A 15,127-nucleotide genomic window follows, 5' to 3' on the forward strand; every position below is an offset into this window, starting at 1 on the left:
TGGTTTTGACGATTTAGTCATGATTATTGCTTGCGGTCTGCATAATTTTAGAATTGCAAATTCATTGATTTTTAATCATATATAGTTTTATTGAATATAATGTCTATTGTATTTTATAAAAAATACAGAAAAAACGGAGACAAAATAATGAGAAAATTTCTTACTACTGTACTCTTGTTGATAGTTGCCATGTATATTTCGGCACAGATAGGCCTGCACGAAAGAATTGTGACGGTGAAACCTATGTGTACATCCGAAAATATAGAAATACCCGATGCGGAATCGGGTCAACTTATATCGGCTTCCGCAGAGCTGAAAGATGATTGTGTGAAGAGTAATTATACACCGGGAGGTGTGGACGATTTTCTACTGAAAAATGAAGATGATATATCGCAAAAAAAGAATAAGACTGCTCTGAAAAAACAAGTGGATTCCTTTGCTAAAGCAGTAGGGAAAGATTATAGGCAAGTGATGCCATATATATCGTCCGACTATGTGTCTCAGATTTCAGTGTCCGATTTCAATGATCTTGTGAATACTATCTCCGATAAAGCCAGAACAGATGTCGACAATCTTTTAAAAGACGGATATCCGTCTGAAATATGGGAAAAGTCCGATACAACTGTCTTCGATGGAAGATGTGAAAGAAAATCAGGCGCAGCCGTCTGTTGCTGTGATGATGACGCAAGAAGGAAAATATATACCCAGCGAATGGATTTTTGAACAAGGTGACTGGCGCATTAAGCAGTTGGCAGATGTAGGAGATAAAAACCTCGGCAAAAGAAAGGTAATTACACATCCTGATTATTCCAATTTGCTGCAATTAGATGTCAATATCCCGATTGGAAGCGACATAGAGGGTACTCAAATATCGGCAACATATAACCGAACTTTAAAAACGTTCTTCATATATGGGTTGAGATTGGGCGTGGGCAGCATGGACTTGCCGAAAGAAGTAATAACTGATAAGGGAGATTTCGGCGATCTTGTCAGTTCGAATAAAAAATATTTCTTTGCAGATGTTCAAGCCGGAGCGCAACTGCCACTCAAAATATCGTCTGTTTTCCTGATTCCGAATGCTAAAGGTATTTTCGGCGTGAATTGTGGCAATAAAACCAAGAGCCTGAACTGTGGTTTCTCGTTAGGTGCTCAGGTTGCATACAGGCTCAGCGGAAAAACTTACTTAATCGGAGGTATTGATTTCCAACGTAAATTCTTCTTGTCGCAAGACTATGACCTTTCCGATGATGACAAATTCCCTCCTTATAATATTTTAGGAATACATCTCGGTATAGCATGGTAAACAATATCAGCAAATTTTTCAATGCCTGTTAAAAAAGTAATATTATCTATATTTTTTGCCATCAGTACTTTTGCCTTTGCTATTGGGCAAAGCGACTCTCTTTGTTTGAAGGCTGATAGCATCGAAACACCTAACCTGATCAGTCGTTTAGGTTTAGACCGGTCTTTGCAGGGTGATGAACTCACGTCTTTCAAGGCAACACGGTTCATCGCTCCCGCTGCTCTTATAAGTTACGGCTTTGCATTGCATTATATTCCCGCCCTTAAAGATTTAGATAGGGATATAAGAAAAGGGGTTCAGAAAAATATTAATTTTAATACTCGTATAGATGATGTGTTGGTGCTGACTCCCGCAATGACGGTTTTTGCTCTCGATTGGTGTGGTGTACCTGCCCGACATAGCTTCAAAGATAGGGTTATTGTAACAGCATCTTCTTATGCTATGGGATTGACTTCTACTTTGTTGGCAAAAGAAATAACAGATCGTTGGCGTCCCGATATGAGTGAGGAAAACTCATTTCCTTCGGGTCATGCTATGTCGGTTTTTGCAGGAGCCCATTTGCTAATGAAAGAATATGGTCATATATCACCTTGGATCAGCGTATCAGGCTATGCGATGGCTTCGGGTGTGGGATTTCTTCGGATAGCCAATAATCGTCACTGGTTTAGCGATGTGATCGTGGGCGCCGGATTTGGTATTTTGAGCGTGGAACTCAGCTATTTGCTACTGCCTTATCTTTCAAAGACATTTACCATAAAACAGAAGAAAAAAATGTCGGAACTAACTGTCAATCCTGACTTTGGAAACAACTGGGCGGGAATGGGGTTCAGGTATTCTTTTTGAATTATCTGTTTACCACTCGTTAATCGCTTTCTTTATTAGTGTCCACTCACCATTCAGGCGAAGGAACACACCAAAACTGTAATCCGTTTTCTTTCTTTTCAGATCGGAATAGGATTCGGCGTGTATGCCAAACGCAAACATTCTTTTTAACTGGCGTTCGTATGCAAGTTTAAAAGTGACAACATTTCTGGTTGGCAGACGCTCTTCGGGGTGGAGGGGGTTGAACGATGCAAAAAGTTCTTCTCCTTCAAACGCATAGAATTTTCGGGCATGCCAATATCCGGCCATGAAATTAAGATATTTAGCTTCCATGTGAAACACGGGATATACGGCCCAGCCTTTGTCGTAAGGCCTTATTTCCGGATTCGGTTTTTTGTCATAATACCCTAAGCCATAAATGTTAAACCCTGCCGACTTGATGAACCCGTCTCCGATTTGGTAGTCAGAAACCAATCCGGTAGCAATGTTCCCAGCAACAACTAAAGGCGATTCACTTCGGTCTATTTGTCCGCCCTCATGATAAATAAGGGTTTGGAAAGGTATGGATAGTTGCAATCTTTTTTCGGGAGATGTCAGTTTTATAGAGCTAGACAAACCAAAGGTCAATACCTCCGGAACAGAGTCGCCCCGTTCTATATATCGTCTCCAATTGACCCATGTATCCACAAAAAAACGTTTGTTTTCGTAAGTTAGCTGTATTCCGCTTTCAGGCTTATTGGTCATGTGCAGCTCCCATCTGTAAAGCGGTTCTATCAGGCGATGGTTGACCCCTGCATAAAGATTGCCTAACACAAAATTAAGATTTGGCAAAGGCTGATATTGCAGACGTGCATGAACCCATTTGAAAAAATCCATCCCGTCTTTTTGCTGATCGCCCGAATAATAAAGACCTGTAGCTCCAATCTCTGCACTAAACTGGCTTCCAATCTGATATCTTAGTCGAGGGGTGAACATAGTGCCCGGAAATGTAGCACCTTTGGCAATAGGACTGGAATATTCATTGTTTTTGAAAAAACCGGTCATGTCTATTTTTAGCTGTAGTTTATCGCTGTTTTCACTCGATAGATGAGTAGACGATTTCAACCCGTCGGGCATCCATTGGGCATTTATTATTGAAGGGAATATAATAAAGATCAGGATAAACAGAGTCTTGTTTATTGGTTGCATCGGTTTCAAATTATAAAAAGGAATACAAATATATGATTTTTAGAGTATAATATCGCATTTGCCAAATGTTTTAAGCTAAAATTGCGGATAACTAATGTTCTTTTTTGTTTAAATGACCGATTTATGCTGCCGCATGATTGTCTATTCTAATGTAATCCGGTAGCCGTTTTGGTTGATTTTTCGAAAGCTATTTGTATATTTGTTTCAATATTTAACAATACACAACATACAAGATGAAACACAAATTGCTGCTTGTTGCGACTTTACTATTATTCGTTATTCCACAAACAATATTTGCACAAAAAAAATCGAAATACGATACAGATTCCGTTTACGTACTGAAAGCCGGAAGCGGTAAATATGAAGGTTATCTGAACGAAAAAGGACAAAGGCATGGACATGGCACGCTGTACCGAAAAGATGGGACAGAAATATATGACGGAAGATGGGTGAACGGGAAAAAGGATGGTCAAGGTACACTGTATAATGAAAAAGAAGAGCCTATTTATGATGGCGGGTGGAAAAACGACAAAAGGGATGGTGATGGTGTGTTATATTATAGCAACGGGGAGACTTGCTATGATGGTCATTGGAAAGAAAATAAGCGTCATGGCAGTGGGCAGCAATACGATTTAGACGGAGATGAAGTGTACGATGGCAACTGGATGAATGATAAACGTCATGGTCAGGGAACATCTTATAACAAAGATGGAGATGACGAATACGAAGGCAATTGGAAAAACGACAAGAAACATGGAATGGGCAAGTATTATTACGGAAAAGACCGTGACTATGAATATGAAGGAACATGGACGAATAGTAGACAAACCGGAACAGGAGAAATAAAACACAATGGTTATTTGATGTATAAGGGGATGGTGAAGAATGGTATTCCTCATGGCACAGGCATCAAATATGATCATGATAAAGATACAAGGTTTGTTGGTGTTTTCAGGAATGGAAAACTGAAAGGAAAAGGTTTTCTCTACAATGACGACGGTGAGATATTGGCAGAGGGGTATTGGGAAGATAGTATTTTGATAAAAGGCCGTGGAGTCCTTTTAAACGATAAGGAGGATATTGTTTACCGGGGAGAACTTTCTTTAGGAAAGAAAAATGGCAAAGGAGTTGAATATAACGAGTATGACGAAGTTGTGTATTATGGCGATTGGAAAGATGATAAAAGAGACGGCAAAGGTTCTCTGTGCGACGACGATGGTGAGGTTATAATCTACGAAGGCGATTGGAAAGATGGCAAACGACATGGTGAGGGTACTCTTTATGATGCAGACGGTCAGGGTATTATCCTTTATCAGGGGAAATGGGAAAACGATATGCCATTGGGGACAGTGAAAGAAATAGAATAATTTTTATCTGAAAAAAGATCCCCCTCCACTATCCTGCGTAAAGGAGAGAGTGGAAGGGGGAGAGCTTACAAGTAAAAAATGTGTTAAGAAAAAAAGTCTGACTCGTCTGTCATATAGTAGCGTTCCCGCCCTTGTTTTAAATTGTGGAGAACTTTCTTAATGTTTTTTCCTTCCGCAATTTCAACAGTCGTGTATTTGTTCACACGTACCCTGATCATTTTTGGCTGATTAGCCTTGATTTTATTTACCAGATCTTTCCATTGACGACGCAATTCCAGCATTTCCGATTCGCTTATATATTCGTATGTACCAGCACTCATATAGATTTATTTTTATTAGGTTTATAGTAATTGAAATAATATTGTCAAATGACATTTTGTATGTAATATTCATTCGTATTCAAAAGAACAAATACAGGAAGGGGCAACTCATCTTATACGACAAGGCAAAAGGTTTTCATTTCCATGACAACTGTTTAAATGTTAAATTATGGTTTTGTTATCGTTATTTTATGAATATATGTTAACTTTAGGGTATTTGATATGAATAGTTACGAAAATCGAAAATCGTTCTGGATTTGTCTTGATTGGCAGACTGATTCCGAAAGTAGTATTTCCATGTTTTCTAACTTTGATAATAATTCGTTATGTAATATATCTTCAAGATTATCAATGATATCAAGCTGTTTGTTTGTTATGTAAATATGATGTATATGTATTCCGTTTTCTCCTTTTTCGATACACAATTCGAAAAAAAGTCTCTGATCTTGAAACTCTATTGACTGAGTTGCACCATCCCAGCAATCGAGCGATGCTATTTCCGACTCGATGCGAGCCATTAAAGGCTCAAGGTATATGATACTATCAATCTCTTTAATATAAACAATATCAGTATTTTGCATGTTTATTTGGTTTCTGGTGTTGAAGAATCATAAACAACAAATTCGAAAAATTCCGTGTAATAAAGTTTCGGAAAAAGTGGCGGCAGTAAGCATAAAATGGCAAAAAGCGAACATTTAAGTTTATAAGTTATAATATAAATATTATTTAACACATAAATAGGTTTTAATCTATTGTGATTTCTCATATTTATCACTACCTTTACAATGTGAAGGTCATAAATAGGCCGGAATGGTCCCGAATCGAAGCGCAAGGCTTCGAAAGTCTCTAGGATATTTAATCAGCGATGTAATACTTAGTGATAAGTTTATATTCGCGTCGGTAAACATCTTCTAACTTATTTTAATAATACAATCATGAAACAACGTGTGATCACTCTGCTCACCGAATTGAGCACATCTGGTATTATTAGCATTAATAAAAAATATTTACCTGCGGGTTACAGAATCAAACAGATACTGTCAACACAACCCGAAACCAGTTGCGATATGAACGAAATGGGAAAAAAGAGGCGTTTTTTAACATCGTTGCTTATTGAACTGGATGACACAGATGACAATAAGGAAGATAGTAAAGAAATATCGATTCTATTCAACCCATATTATTAATTCAAAATTGCAGAACAGTAGCGTTTGAGGATATACCTCCGAGCGAATATTGATTGTTGTGTGTGTTAATATATATGTTCTACTTTGTGCGGGTAATGTATACCTTGAACGTCACTGTTCGAAAGCCTTGTCTGAGTACTATATAAGCGGTAATTTTTAGTTTTCTGGTCGTTCAAATAGACAATATCAAATGAACATTTATCGCTAATTGACAAGGCTTTCATTTTTTTCTCATATTTTCCTGCATAATTATCTTGCATAAAATCGTTTTTCTTCATAATTATTGTAATTTACAAGTATTTATACTAAATTTGCAGTCATCAACCTAACGAATGTCCCGGGTAGTTGAATATTTGATTAATGATTACAGAACAAAGATATATTCATTTGAACATATATACAAGTTTTTGAACATGTATTTTTCTGTTCATTTGAATATTTAACATTTATATTATGACCGAAGACCGAATTGTAGAGCGTATTTTGTTGATTAAAAAAGAATTAGGATATGATAGTGATGGTGCATTTGCAGACAGGCTGAATATCAACAGATCTAATTTTTCTCAAATGATGAGAGGCAACCGACCTATCGGTGAAAATATAATTAACAAAATAAGTATTCAAACGAACATAAATAAAGAGTGGTTGCTAACGGGGGAGGGAGAAATGTTTGTCCCGATACACAATACCGAACAGAGTACCTTTATATCAGATTCGAATATCAAATTTATACCTTTGGTTAGTCAGTATGCCTATGCCGGATACTTGAGCGGATATGCAGATAATGAATATCAGGAAACCTTGCCCAAAGTCCCGGTTTTGGTCGATCATGAATTGAAGGGCAGATATGTGATGTTTGAGGTAAAGGGCGATAGTATGAACGATGGGTCGGATCAAAGCATATTGGAAGGAGATAGGCTGCTGGGGCGGGAAATCCGTTCCGATCTTTGGAAATATAAATTGCATATCAACAAGTGGGATTTTATTATTGTGCACCGAACCGATGGAATCCTTGTAAAAAGAATAACGCATCACGATACCGAGCAATGTACAATAACCCTGCATTCACTCAACCCCGAATATGAAGACCGCATAGTGCATTTAAATGATGTAGCCCAGATATTTAATGTTATTGAAGTGCACAGAAACAGAAGAAGATGAAGCAAATATTTTACTTACTTATCTTTGTTGTTGCTATCGTAGTCTCTTTTTCGAGCTGCGGATTTGGCCGTGAAACAAAAAATTACGACCTCTCTCAAAGTTTCACCGACACCTTGATATATGAAGGGGATGGTAGTGTTTTCAAAATAGATGTATGTATGAAGGGGAAAATTGACGGTTCGGGGACTATTGAAATTCGCAACAATACTCATAACGGCGGAAATGTATCGTATCCGTCTACACTGAAAGAAAATTTCGATATATCGGTTAAAATAGACTGGTATTCTGATACTTGTATTATAAAATACACTCCATTAGAAGAAAATGTGACAGGAAATTTATCATTAACCTATAAATTCGGGAAAATTTAGAAAATATATTTCATCGTGAAGAAAAACAGACTTATACAGTTTACACTATTATCCGTCTTATTCATTTTTTTTGCAACAACCTGTAAAGAAGTGGGGGTGGATGGAAAATGTTCCGACAATATAAATCCAAAGAAAAGAAACGTAACTCTTTCTTCTTCTGAGGATTCGGTGGTGATAGAAACAAAGCGGCAGTTTTGGTGGATTGATGGAGTTAACTCTGAAGAAGAGTATTATTATACAAGAAATGAGAAGCGAGACACGGTTTACGGCGATTGGTTCGTTGTGACGAAAGAAAGCGATTACTCATTCAAAATAAAGGTTCGAGAAAACGACACAGAAGATGACCGGAAAATAAATGTAATATTACAAGCCGGAAATTGTTTCGATTATGTGACTGCTACACAGATAGGTAAATAAAAAATGGAAGAGTGCTTCCAATTTGAAAAAACAGGATTCTGTCTACGAACAAGAATCCTGTTTTCAGTTTATTATAATGGAAGTTTGTGTTATAGATTAATCGTTTTGTCTTTCGGATACTTTACGCTGTAGCTGATTTGATAGACTTTTGTTTCACCCGGTTTTAGATTATCTTCCCAGGTTACAACTCCCAGATCTTCCTTGTTGAAAGTAGGGGTAGTTGTATCTTTAGCAATCAATTCGGTTTTGATGTCCTTGTTGGTTGATTTCGGATATTGGTCTTTCAATACCATTTTTATTGTTCGGGTATTGTTGTTTTTGACAGTCAGCTTATACGTAAATACCTGTTCAATATCACCGCCAAAGGTTTTCTTGGAACTGTAATCTTTAACCAGTTCGCGCTTCACGCTTACACGTTTGTCGGCTCCGAGGGTAAGGCTGAGTTTTTCGCCAGTGGATGATGCATTGATATAAGTTTCGCCGATGTAGGTGCCGTCGTAAGTTACATTTGCTTTTCCACTTAGTAAATTAAGGTTCTCCCAATCAGAGATCTCGGCAAGCAGATAAGTCGCATTGTCAAGTTTAGGAGCACAATAGTATTGATAATCGGCAGAAGTTTCTTTCGTCAGCAGGTCTATACTCTGTTCTTTGCCATCGCCGGGAATGGTGTAGGGCAGATCTATACTGTATGTCAGGTTCAGGTCGTTTTGCTGTGTGGTGATATAATCGTCTATGCTCTTTTCTTCTACAACCATCACCTCTGATAAACTCTCCATATCCATTGAAATATCTTTTTTATCCATCCTGTTGGCGTAAGAATATGAGTTTTGCATCGCATAACCCGGAGATATGCTCGGTTGACGACTTATATATTGCAAGAACCAAGTATTGAACAGTGGGGCAACTTTTCCGCTGCTTGGTGAAGCTGTAGATAAGGTCAATTTCACATTGTTCCAATCCACGGTAGTGGTTTGGCTAACTTTAGCTTTAGCTACAATTTTTATAGGCCTGCTGATTGAGGTCGCATTTATGTCGTAATAGGGAGTCCATTGAGCCGAAGATGTGTAATACGAAACGGAGAAAGTAGTTGTTGAAGCGATGGGTGCTGCACACCTGAAGCGAAGGACTCCCGATTTTTCATATTCTCTGGTCGATTCGGTTTTGATACGCTGATTGAGGCCGGATATGCTTGCTTCCAGTTTTTTCTGCTTGTTACGGTTTGTGATCAGGCGGGTTTCTATTTCGGTTGATTTTGTCTGATAATATTCCATCGTTTTCATCAGGTCGTTTATGGTCAGAGTATCAGAGATGTTTTTGTCTATCCCTTTTTTCATCAACTGATTCAGCTCGCCATCTATTTTAATTTCGGCTTTCACTTTATCCAATTGTTCGACTATAAGTTCAATCGAATCTTTCATTGTTTTGATTTTTGTTTCGTTTGGGGTTGTGAGAGGAAAATCGTCTACCGAGAAATCGAAAGCCGAAACGATGGCTCCGTTCGTAGCTCTTATTTTCAGGCTGTTTCTGTCTATATTTGGACTTAAGCCTTCTATTTTCAACTCGTTGTCTCCTTTCGCAAGATTTGTGGTTGCTGTATGGGTTAGTTCTGCTCCTCGCAAGAAGACAGTTGCTTCGCTAAGTTTTGATTTTATCGTTTTAGCTGTCTCTTCGTTTTGAGCAAATGCCGCAGAAATGCAGAGCAGAAATAATGAAGTGAATAAGAATTTTGTTTTCATAAGTTATATGTGTTTAGGTTTATTCTTAACATCAAAAGTAATGTATAGAAAATTAGGAAATAGCCAAGAGTGGGTAAAACTTATTTTTGAATTGGTGAAATCGGCAAAGTAATTGTTGGCTGAAAGAATTACTCTTTATTAATGTCGATAGCGGAAAGTGAAATCGGCAAACAACCGGATTTAACCGACAGATAATCACTCGTTTTTAAACTTTTTTGTTTCGTGTGTGTTAATTTAAGTATAAGGAGATAGAATATGAAAAAAGTATTTGTTGTTGTGTTTCTTCTTGTTTTGTTGATGTCGTGTGATGAAAATTATGACGGAATTGACGAACGTGGCGAATATGTTAATATGGATAATGAAATTATTTCGGGAACCTGGGCTGTTGCGTTAGCAGTGGATTCTGTTGTGTGGGTTTTCGAGAACGATGTCTGGAAAGAGTATGTGTTTCAGAAAGGTACGAACATTATTCTGGATAGGGTGGAGCACGGAGAATATAGTCTCAGACGAAGCTATTATGATGAAGATGATACCTACATTGTTACTAATCTGAATAGAAATAATAGAAATCAGACTTATACACCATTCGTGCTTAATGAAAATCGACTATTCAGTAGGATAGAGGGGAGCTTCTCCCGTTTGTCCGATTAATTATATATAATTTTTGGTTATCAAGAAAAGAGGCTATCGCAAATTTATTTTGCGACAGCCTCTTTTGCTATGTTAAAAACCAATCGGATTACTAATCCATAATAGGTTTATATTTAGGAACAAGCGATTTCATTACCATCCAACCGATAAGGTAAGCAACAGCACAAATACAGAAAATGATGAAATATCCGGCAGGTTTACCTTCAAATCCCATGAATGACATATTTGTAGCTTCTGCAACGGTAAAGAGTTTTCCGGAGCCTTTATTGATAAGGAACGAACCTATACCGCCGGCCATACCGCCAATACCGGTAATGGTTGCAACGGCGTATTTGGGGAACATATCACTTACCGTAGAGAAAATATTGGCCGACCAAGATTGGTGAGCTGCACCGGCAATACCGATGATGATGACAGGGAACCAAGGCGAGTAGCCTCCAAGAGGTTGAGCAAACAACGCCAACAATGGGAAGAATGCGAAAATCAACATGGCACGCATACGGGCGGCGTAAGGGTCCATTCCCGTTTTGTTCATGATGATAGAAGGCAACTTCCCTCCATAAATAGCAAGCATGGTGATCGCATACAACACCGTAATCATAAGTATTCCTTGCGTGCTGGATGCTTTAATACCAAATACGGAGTCGATATACGAAGGTGTCCAGAATAGGAAGAACCACCATACACCGTCAGTCATAAATTTGCCGAAGGCGAAAGCCCATGTTTGTTTGTAACGGAAGGCTTCTTTAAACGACATTTTTTTGTCTTCTGTAACTGTTGCTGATACGTCCTCTTCTTCGTCGTCTTGCTCAATATATGCTAACTCGGCTTTATTTACATGTTTACTTTGCGATGGTTTGTCATACATGAAAACCCAAAATCCCATCCAAATAAAACCAAGACCACCAATAATGATAAATGCCATTTCCCAACCATTTCCGACACCCATTTCTTGGAAATACTTAGCCAGTGTTGGAATTGTGATAGGAGCCAACAGAGCACCTACCGTAGCACCTGCGTTGAAGATTGAAGTCGCAAATGCACGATCTCGTTTAGGAAAATACTCTGCAGTAACTTTAATTGCAGCAGGAAAGTTACCCGCTTCACCGATAGCCAATACGGCACGGGCAATCAGGAATGCATACATACTGACTGTTGCTACTGTAACTGCCATTGCTGAACCAACTTCTAATCCTCGTAGTGCAGCAGCATCAGGCAAACCTGTATACATTTCGGTAGCCAAACCGCAGCCGGCGTGCATAACGGCACCTACCGACCAAAGTCCGATAGCCCAAAGGTAACCTTTTTTGGTTCCCATGAAGTCTATAAATTTGCCTGCGAACAGCATGCTCACGGCATAAAGTATAGAGAAGAAAGCAGTAATTGTTCCGTAGTGGTCGTCTGTCCAATGGAATTCAGGTTTGATAAATTCCTCAAAGGTCAGCGATAACACTTGACGGTCGAGGTAGTTGACAGTAGTGGCAAAAAACAACATCGCACACATCGTCCAACGATAGTTTGTCATTTTTGCATTTTGATTTAATGAACTCATAGGTATTATTTTTTGGTTAAATTATTTTCTCACCTTTGCTATGATTGCAAAAGCATCTTTACACATCTGGGTTATTTTGCCCCAGTCTTTAGCCGCAATCACATCTTTAGGGAAAAGATTTGACCCCATACCAACACTTCCTACACCTGCTCCAAACCATTTCGATAGGTTTTCTTCGGTTGGTGTAACACCGCCTGTCACCATAATGTTAGACCAAGGCATTGGAGCTTTTACTCCTTTTACAAAAGCAGGACCGACAACATCGCCCGGGAAAATCTTAACAATTTCTGCTCCAAGTTCTTGTGCCAAACCAACTTCCGATACTGTTCCACATCCCGGAACATAAGCCACCTGACGACGGTTGCATACCTTGAATATCTCTGGATTCAGAAGCGGACCAACGATAAAGTTTGCTCCGAGCTGAAGGTAAAGTGATGCTGTGCCCGGATCAACAATGGAACCGATACCAAGAATCATTTCAGGGCATTCTTTCGCTGCCCATTTGTTCAACTCTCCAAAGATTTCATGCGCAAAGTCGCCTCTGTTTGTGAATTCGAAAGCTCTTACGCCTCCTTCATAACATGCCTTAACTACTTGTTTAGATACTTCAAGGTCGTTATGATAAAATACGGGAACCATCCCTGTTTCTGCCACTGTTTGGCATACTTTTATTCTGTTAAATCTTGCCATTTTTATAATTAAGAATTAAGAATTAAGAATGAAAAATTAGGAATTAAGAGTTGATTTCAGGGTTTTAATTGATGCAACAAGTAAAGATATTAACTCATTACAATCTACTTGCATAGATGTAAATTGATTTTTATCAATATATTCGGTATCATGCAATAAAGAAATCCAATAATCAGTTTCATTTGCCTCCTTCAATGCGATACTTAGCTTATGAATAAAATCCAATTTGCTTTGTCCAAATTCGGATTCTCTTATCAAAGCTCCTATTGCAGTTCCGCTGCGTAAGATTTGTTTAGAAAGGACATATTCCGACTTGTCTTTTTGTAAGAATTGCGATAATTTTACAATGCGAATAGCAAAAGCATAACTTTTAGTATTCAAAATAGAATTTGCACCTTTCCCCATTCTTAATTCTTAATTTTTCATTCTTAATTTAATTTATTTTTAAGGTTGTTTTCCGATATAAGCTAAAATACCGCCATCCACATAAAGAACATGACCGTTTACGAAATCCGAAGCATTAGATGCAAGGAAAACCGCAGGACCGGCTAAATCTTCGGGAGTTCCCCAGCGAGCAGCAGGAGTTTTGGCGATGATGAACGAATCGAATGGGTGAGGCGAACCGTCTGCTTGTTTCTCGCGAAGAGGTGCAGTTTGAGGAGTTGCGATATAACCCGGACCGATACCGTTACATTGAATGTTGTATTCGCCATATTCGGATGCGATGTTGCGAGTAAGCATTTTCAAGCCACCTTTTGCAGCTGCATAGGCAGATACGGTTTCGCGGCCAAGTTCACTCATCATTGAGCAAATGTTGATTATTTTACCTGCTCTTTTCTTCATCATGCTAGGAAGCACTGCTTTTGCAACGATAAAAGGTGCATTCAAATCCACATCAATCACTTGACGGAATTCTGCAGCTGCCATTTCGTGCATAGGAATACGTTTGATGATACCCGCATTATTCACAAGGATATCAATAACACCAACTTCGGCTTCTATTTGTTTAACCATTGCATTTACCTGGTCTTCGTTTGTTACGTCACAAACATAACCTTTTGCGTCGATACCGGCTTCTTTGTATGCTGCAAGTCCTTTATCCACAAATTCTTGCTTCAGGTCGTTGAATACAACTTTTGCTCCGGCAGCAGCCAACGCAGAAGCGATAGAGAAACCAATGCCGTAAGATGCACCTGTGATAAGGGCTATTTTTCCTTCTAATGAAAATTGATTCATAATTTTGTTATTGAATTAGTTAGTTCTTTTTTTGAAAAAGAAGCAGACGAAGTATCTTCTTCATCTGCTTGATGTTAATATTATCTGGAAACACGTCCCGAACCGTCACCTTTCATAAGGTTTTCTACCTCGGCAACAGTTACAAGGTTGAAGTCTCCGTAAACTGTATGTTTCAAACATGAAGCAGCAACAGCAAACTCAAGTGCTTTCTGATCGTCTGATGGATATGTGATCAGACCATAAATTAGTCCTCCCATGAATGAGTCGCCACCACCTACACGGTCAACGATATGGGTGATATCGTATCTCTTAGATTGGTACAGTTTGTCTGAGTAAAGACATCCGCCCCAAGTATTGTGGTTTGCGTTGATAGAACCACGAAGAGTAATAATTACTTTCTTTGCTCTTGGGAATTTCTTCATCATCTGAGTACAAACCGACTCAAACTCAGCAGCATTCACTTCACCTCCGGTATGAGCAACATCAAAACCTTCAGGTTTGATTCCGAATACTTTTTCTGCATCTTCTTCGTTTCCTAAGATAATGTCGCAACCTTCAACCAATGCAGGCATAACTTCAGATGCAGTTTTACCATATTTCCAAAGATTTTTGCGGTAGTTGAGGTCAGTTGAAACTGTAACTCCCATTTCGTTAGCAACTTTGATAGCTTCCAAACAAGCATCCGCAGCACCTTGCGAAAGAGCAGGTGTGATACCTGTCCAGTGGAACCACTGAGCATCTTTAAGCACTTCGCGCCAATTGACCATACCCGGTTTGATGTCTGCAATTGCAGAATTTGCACGGTCGTAAACAACTTTAGATGCACGTGCAACGGCACCTGTTTCAAGGAAATAGATACCTACACGATCTCCACCACGAAGAATATTGCTTACACCTACATTGTATTTTCTAAGATCCGAAATACACCATTCTGCTATATCATTCTGAGGAAGGCGAGTTACGAAATCCGTTGGTATGCCATAGTTTGACAACGAAACGGCAACGTTGGCTTCACCACCGCCAAACGTAGCATTAAGGTTTGTAGACTGAATAAATCTTTGATACCCGGGAGTTGCAAGACGCAACATGATTTCTCCGAATGTTACTACTTTTTTCATGTTTTTTT

Annotated in this window: 19 protein-coding genes; 9 read left to right on the plus strand and 10 right to left on the minus strand. The window is 38.8% G+C overall.

The window, feature by feature from the left end; genetic code table 11:
• Nucleotides 1-147 precede the first annotated feature (147 nt).
• From D0T56_RS10395 to D0T56_RS10405, 3 genes are read left to right on the plus strand one after another with little or no spacing between them, the layout of a single operon-like run.
• Nucleotides 148-723 (plus strand): hypothetical protein, encoded by a 576-nt coding sequence (locus D0T56_RS10395; protein ID WP_163320088.1) that lies wholly within the window; start codon nt 148-150, stop codon nt 721-723.
• Entirely contained in the window at nt 632-1,303 is a 672-nt protein-coding gene (locus D0T56_RS10400; RefSeq protein WP_163320089.1) for a hypothetical protein, read from the plus strand. Before D0T56_RS10395 ends, D0T56_RS10400 begins: the two co-directional genes overlap by 92 nt.
• Before the next feature lie 21 nt (nt 1,304-1,324).
• Nucleotides 1,325-2,146: a phosphatase PAP2 family protein gene (locus D0T56_RS10405; RefSeq protein WP_163320090.1), complete on the plus strand. Its 822-nt coding sequence runs from the start codon at nt 1,325-1,327 to the stop codon at nt 2,144-2,146.
• 9 nt (nt 2,147-2,155) lie between these two features.
• Here the strand turns inward: D0T56_RS10405 and D0T56_RS10410 are convergent, their stop codons facing one another.
• Entirely contained in the window at nt 2,156-3,313 is a 1,158-nt protein-coding gene (locus D0T56_RS10410; protein WP_163320091.1) for a hypothetical protein, read from the minus strand.
• A 233-nt stretch (nt 3,314-3,546) separates the two neighbouring features.
• On the opposite strand from D0T56_RS10410, the gene D0T56_RS10415 reads away from it, so the two are divergent.
• Entirely contained in the window at nt 3,547-4,680 is a 1,134-nt protein-coding gene (locus D0T56_RS10415; protein WP_163320092.1) for a hypothetical protein, read from the plus strand.
• 83 nt (nt 4,681-4,763) lie between these two features.
• Here the strand turns inward: D0T56_RS10415 and D0T56_RS10420 are convergent, their stop codons facing one another.
• Nucleotides 4,764-5,000, minus strand: coding sequence for a hypothetical protein (locus D0T56_RS10420; protein WP_163320093.1), 237 nt, complete (start codon nt 4,998-5,000; stop codon nt 4,764-4,766).
• Nucleotides 5,001-5,230: 230 nt separating this feature from the next.
• Nucleotides 5,231-5,581 carry a hypothetical protein gene (locus D0T56_RS10425; protein WP_163320094.1) on the minus strand — a complete coding sequence of 117 codons (351 nt, stop codon included), beginning with the start codon at nt 5,579-5,581 and terminating at the stop codon, nt 5,231-5,233.
• Nucleotides 5,582-5,935: 354 nt separating this feature from the next.
• Here D0T56_RS10425 and D0T56_RS10430 point away from each other — a divergent pair, with 354 nt between their 5' ends.
• The gene (locus D0T56_RS10430) at nt 5,936-6,187 is read left to right on the plus strand and encodes a hypothetical protein (RefSeq protein ID WP_163320095.1); all 252 of its coding nucleotides are present in this window, start codon (nt 5,936-5,938) and stop codon (nt 6,185-6,187) included.
• A 65-nt stretch (nt 6,188-6,252) separates the two neighbouring features.
• Here D0T56_RS10430 and D0T56_RS10435 read toward each other — a convergent pair whose 3' ends face one another.
• Nucleotides 6,253-6,465 (minus strand): hypothetical protein, encoded by a 213-nt coding sequence (locus D0T56_RS10435; RefSeq protein ID WP_163320096.1) that lies wholly within the window; start codon nt 6,463-6,465, stop codon nt 6,253-6,255.
• Nucleotides 6,466-6,640: 175 nt separating this feature from the next.
• Between D0T56_RS10435 and D0T56_RS10440 the strand changes: the two genes are divergently transcribed.
• The 3 genes from D0T56_RS10440 to D0T56_RS10450 are packed head-to-tail and all read left to right on the plus strand — an operon-like array spanning nt 6,641 to nt 8,136.
• Complete coding sequence (locus D0T56_RS10440) at nt 6,641-7,348, plus strand: S24 family peptidase (RefSeq protein ID WP_163320097.1); 708 nt, start codon at nt 6,641-6,643, stop codon at nt 7,346-7,348.
• On the plus strand, nt 7,345-7,719 hold the full coding sequence (locus tag D0T56_RS10445) for a hypothetical protein (RefSeq protein WP_163320098.1): 375 nt from the start codon (nt 7,345-7,347) through the stop codon (nt 7,717-7,719). The genes D0T56_RS10440 and D0T56_RS10445 overlap by 4 nt, the downstream gene beginning before the upstream one ends.
• A 15-nt stretch (nt 7,720-7,734) precedes the next feature.
• Entirely contained in the window at nt 7,735-8,136 is a 402-nt protein-coding gene (locus tag D0T56_RS10450) for a hypothetical protein (RefSeq protein WP_163320099.1), read from the plus strand.
• Between the two features lie 89 nt (nt 8,137-8,225).
• Here the strand turns inward: D0T56_RS10450 and D0T56_RS10455 are convergent, their stop codons facing one another.
• Nucleotides 8,226-9,872 (minus strand): DUF4139 domain-containing protein, encoded by a 1,647-nt coding sequence (locus tag D0T56_RS10455; RefSeq protein ID WP_163320100.1) that lies wholly within the window; start codon nt 9,870-9,872, stop codon nt 8,226-8,228.
• Nucleotides 9,873-10,127: 255 nt separating this feature from the next.
• Between D0T56_RS10455 and D0T56_RS10460 the strand changes: the two genes are divergently transcribed.
• Nucleotides 10,128-10,523, plus strand: a complete 396-nt coding sequence (locus tag D0T56_RS10460) for a hypothetical protein (RefSeq protein WP_163320101.1) — start codon at nt 10,128-10,130, stop codon at nt 10,521-10,523.
• A gap of 91 nt (nt 10,524-10,614) precedes the next feature.
• Here the strand turns inward: D0T56_RS10460 and D0T56_RS10465 are convergent, their stop codons facing one another.
• The 5 genes from D0T56_RS10465 to D0T56_RS10485 form a co-directional block, all read right to left on the minus strand.
• A complete protein-coding gene (locus tag D0T56_RS10465) occupies nt 10,615-12,075 on the minus strand; it encodes an MFS transporter (protein WP_163320102.1) in 1,461 nt (486 codons plus the stop codon).
• A 21-nt stretch (nt 12,076-12,096) separates the two neighbouring features.
• On the minus strand, nt 12,097-12,765 hold the full coding sequence (locus D0T56_RS10470) for a bifunctional 4-hydroxy-2-oxoglutarate aldolase/2-dehydro-3-deoxy-phosphogluconate aldolase (protein ID WP_163320103.1): 669 nt from the start codon (nt 12,763-12,765) through the stop codon (nt 12,097-12,099).
• Nucleotides 12,766-12,801: 36 nt separating this feature from the next.
• Nucleotides 12,802-13,170 (minus strand): four helix bundle protein, encoded by a 369-nt coding sequence (locus D0T56_RS10475; RefSeq protein ID WP_163320104.1) that lies wholly within the window; start codon nt 13,168-13,170, stop codon nt 12,802-12,804.
• Between the two features lie 39 nt (nt 13,171-13,209).
• Nucleotides 13,210-14,001 carry a gluconate 5-dehydrogenase gene (locus D0T56_RS10480; protein WP_163320105.1) on the minus strand — a complete coding sequence of 264 codons (792 nt, stop codon included), beginning with the start codon at nt 13,999-14,001 and terminating at the stop codon, nt 13,210-13,212.
• A gap of 80 nt (nt 14,002-14,081) precedes the next feature.
• Nucleotides 14,082-15,119: a sugar kinase gene (locus D0T56_RS10485; RefSeq protein WP_163320106.1), complete on the minus strand. Its 1,038-nt coding sequence runs from the start codon at nt 15,117-15,119 to the stop codon at nt 14,082-14,084.
• Between the last annotated feature and the right edge of the window lie 8 nt (nt 15,120-15,127).

This window comes from Dysgonomonas sp. 520, assembly GCF_010501095.1.
Lineage (GTDB): Bacteria > Bacteroidota > Bacteroidia > Bacteroidales > Dysgonomonadaceae > QVMP01.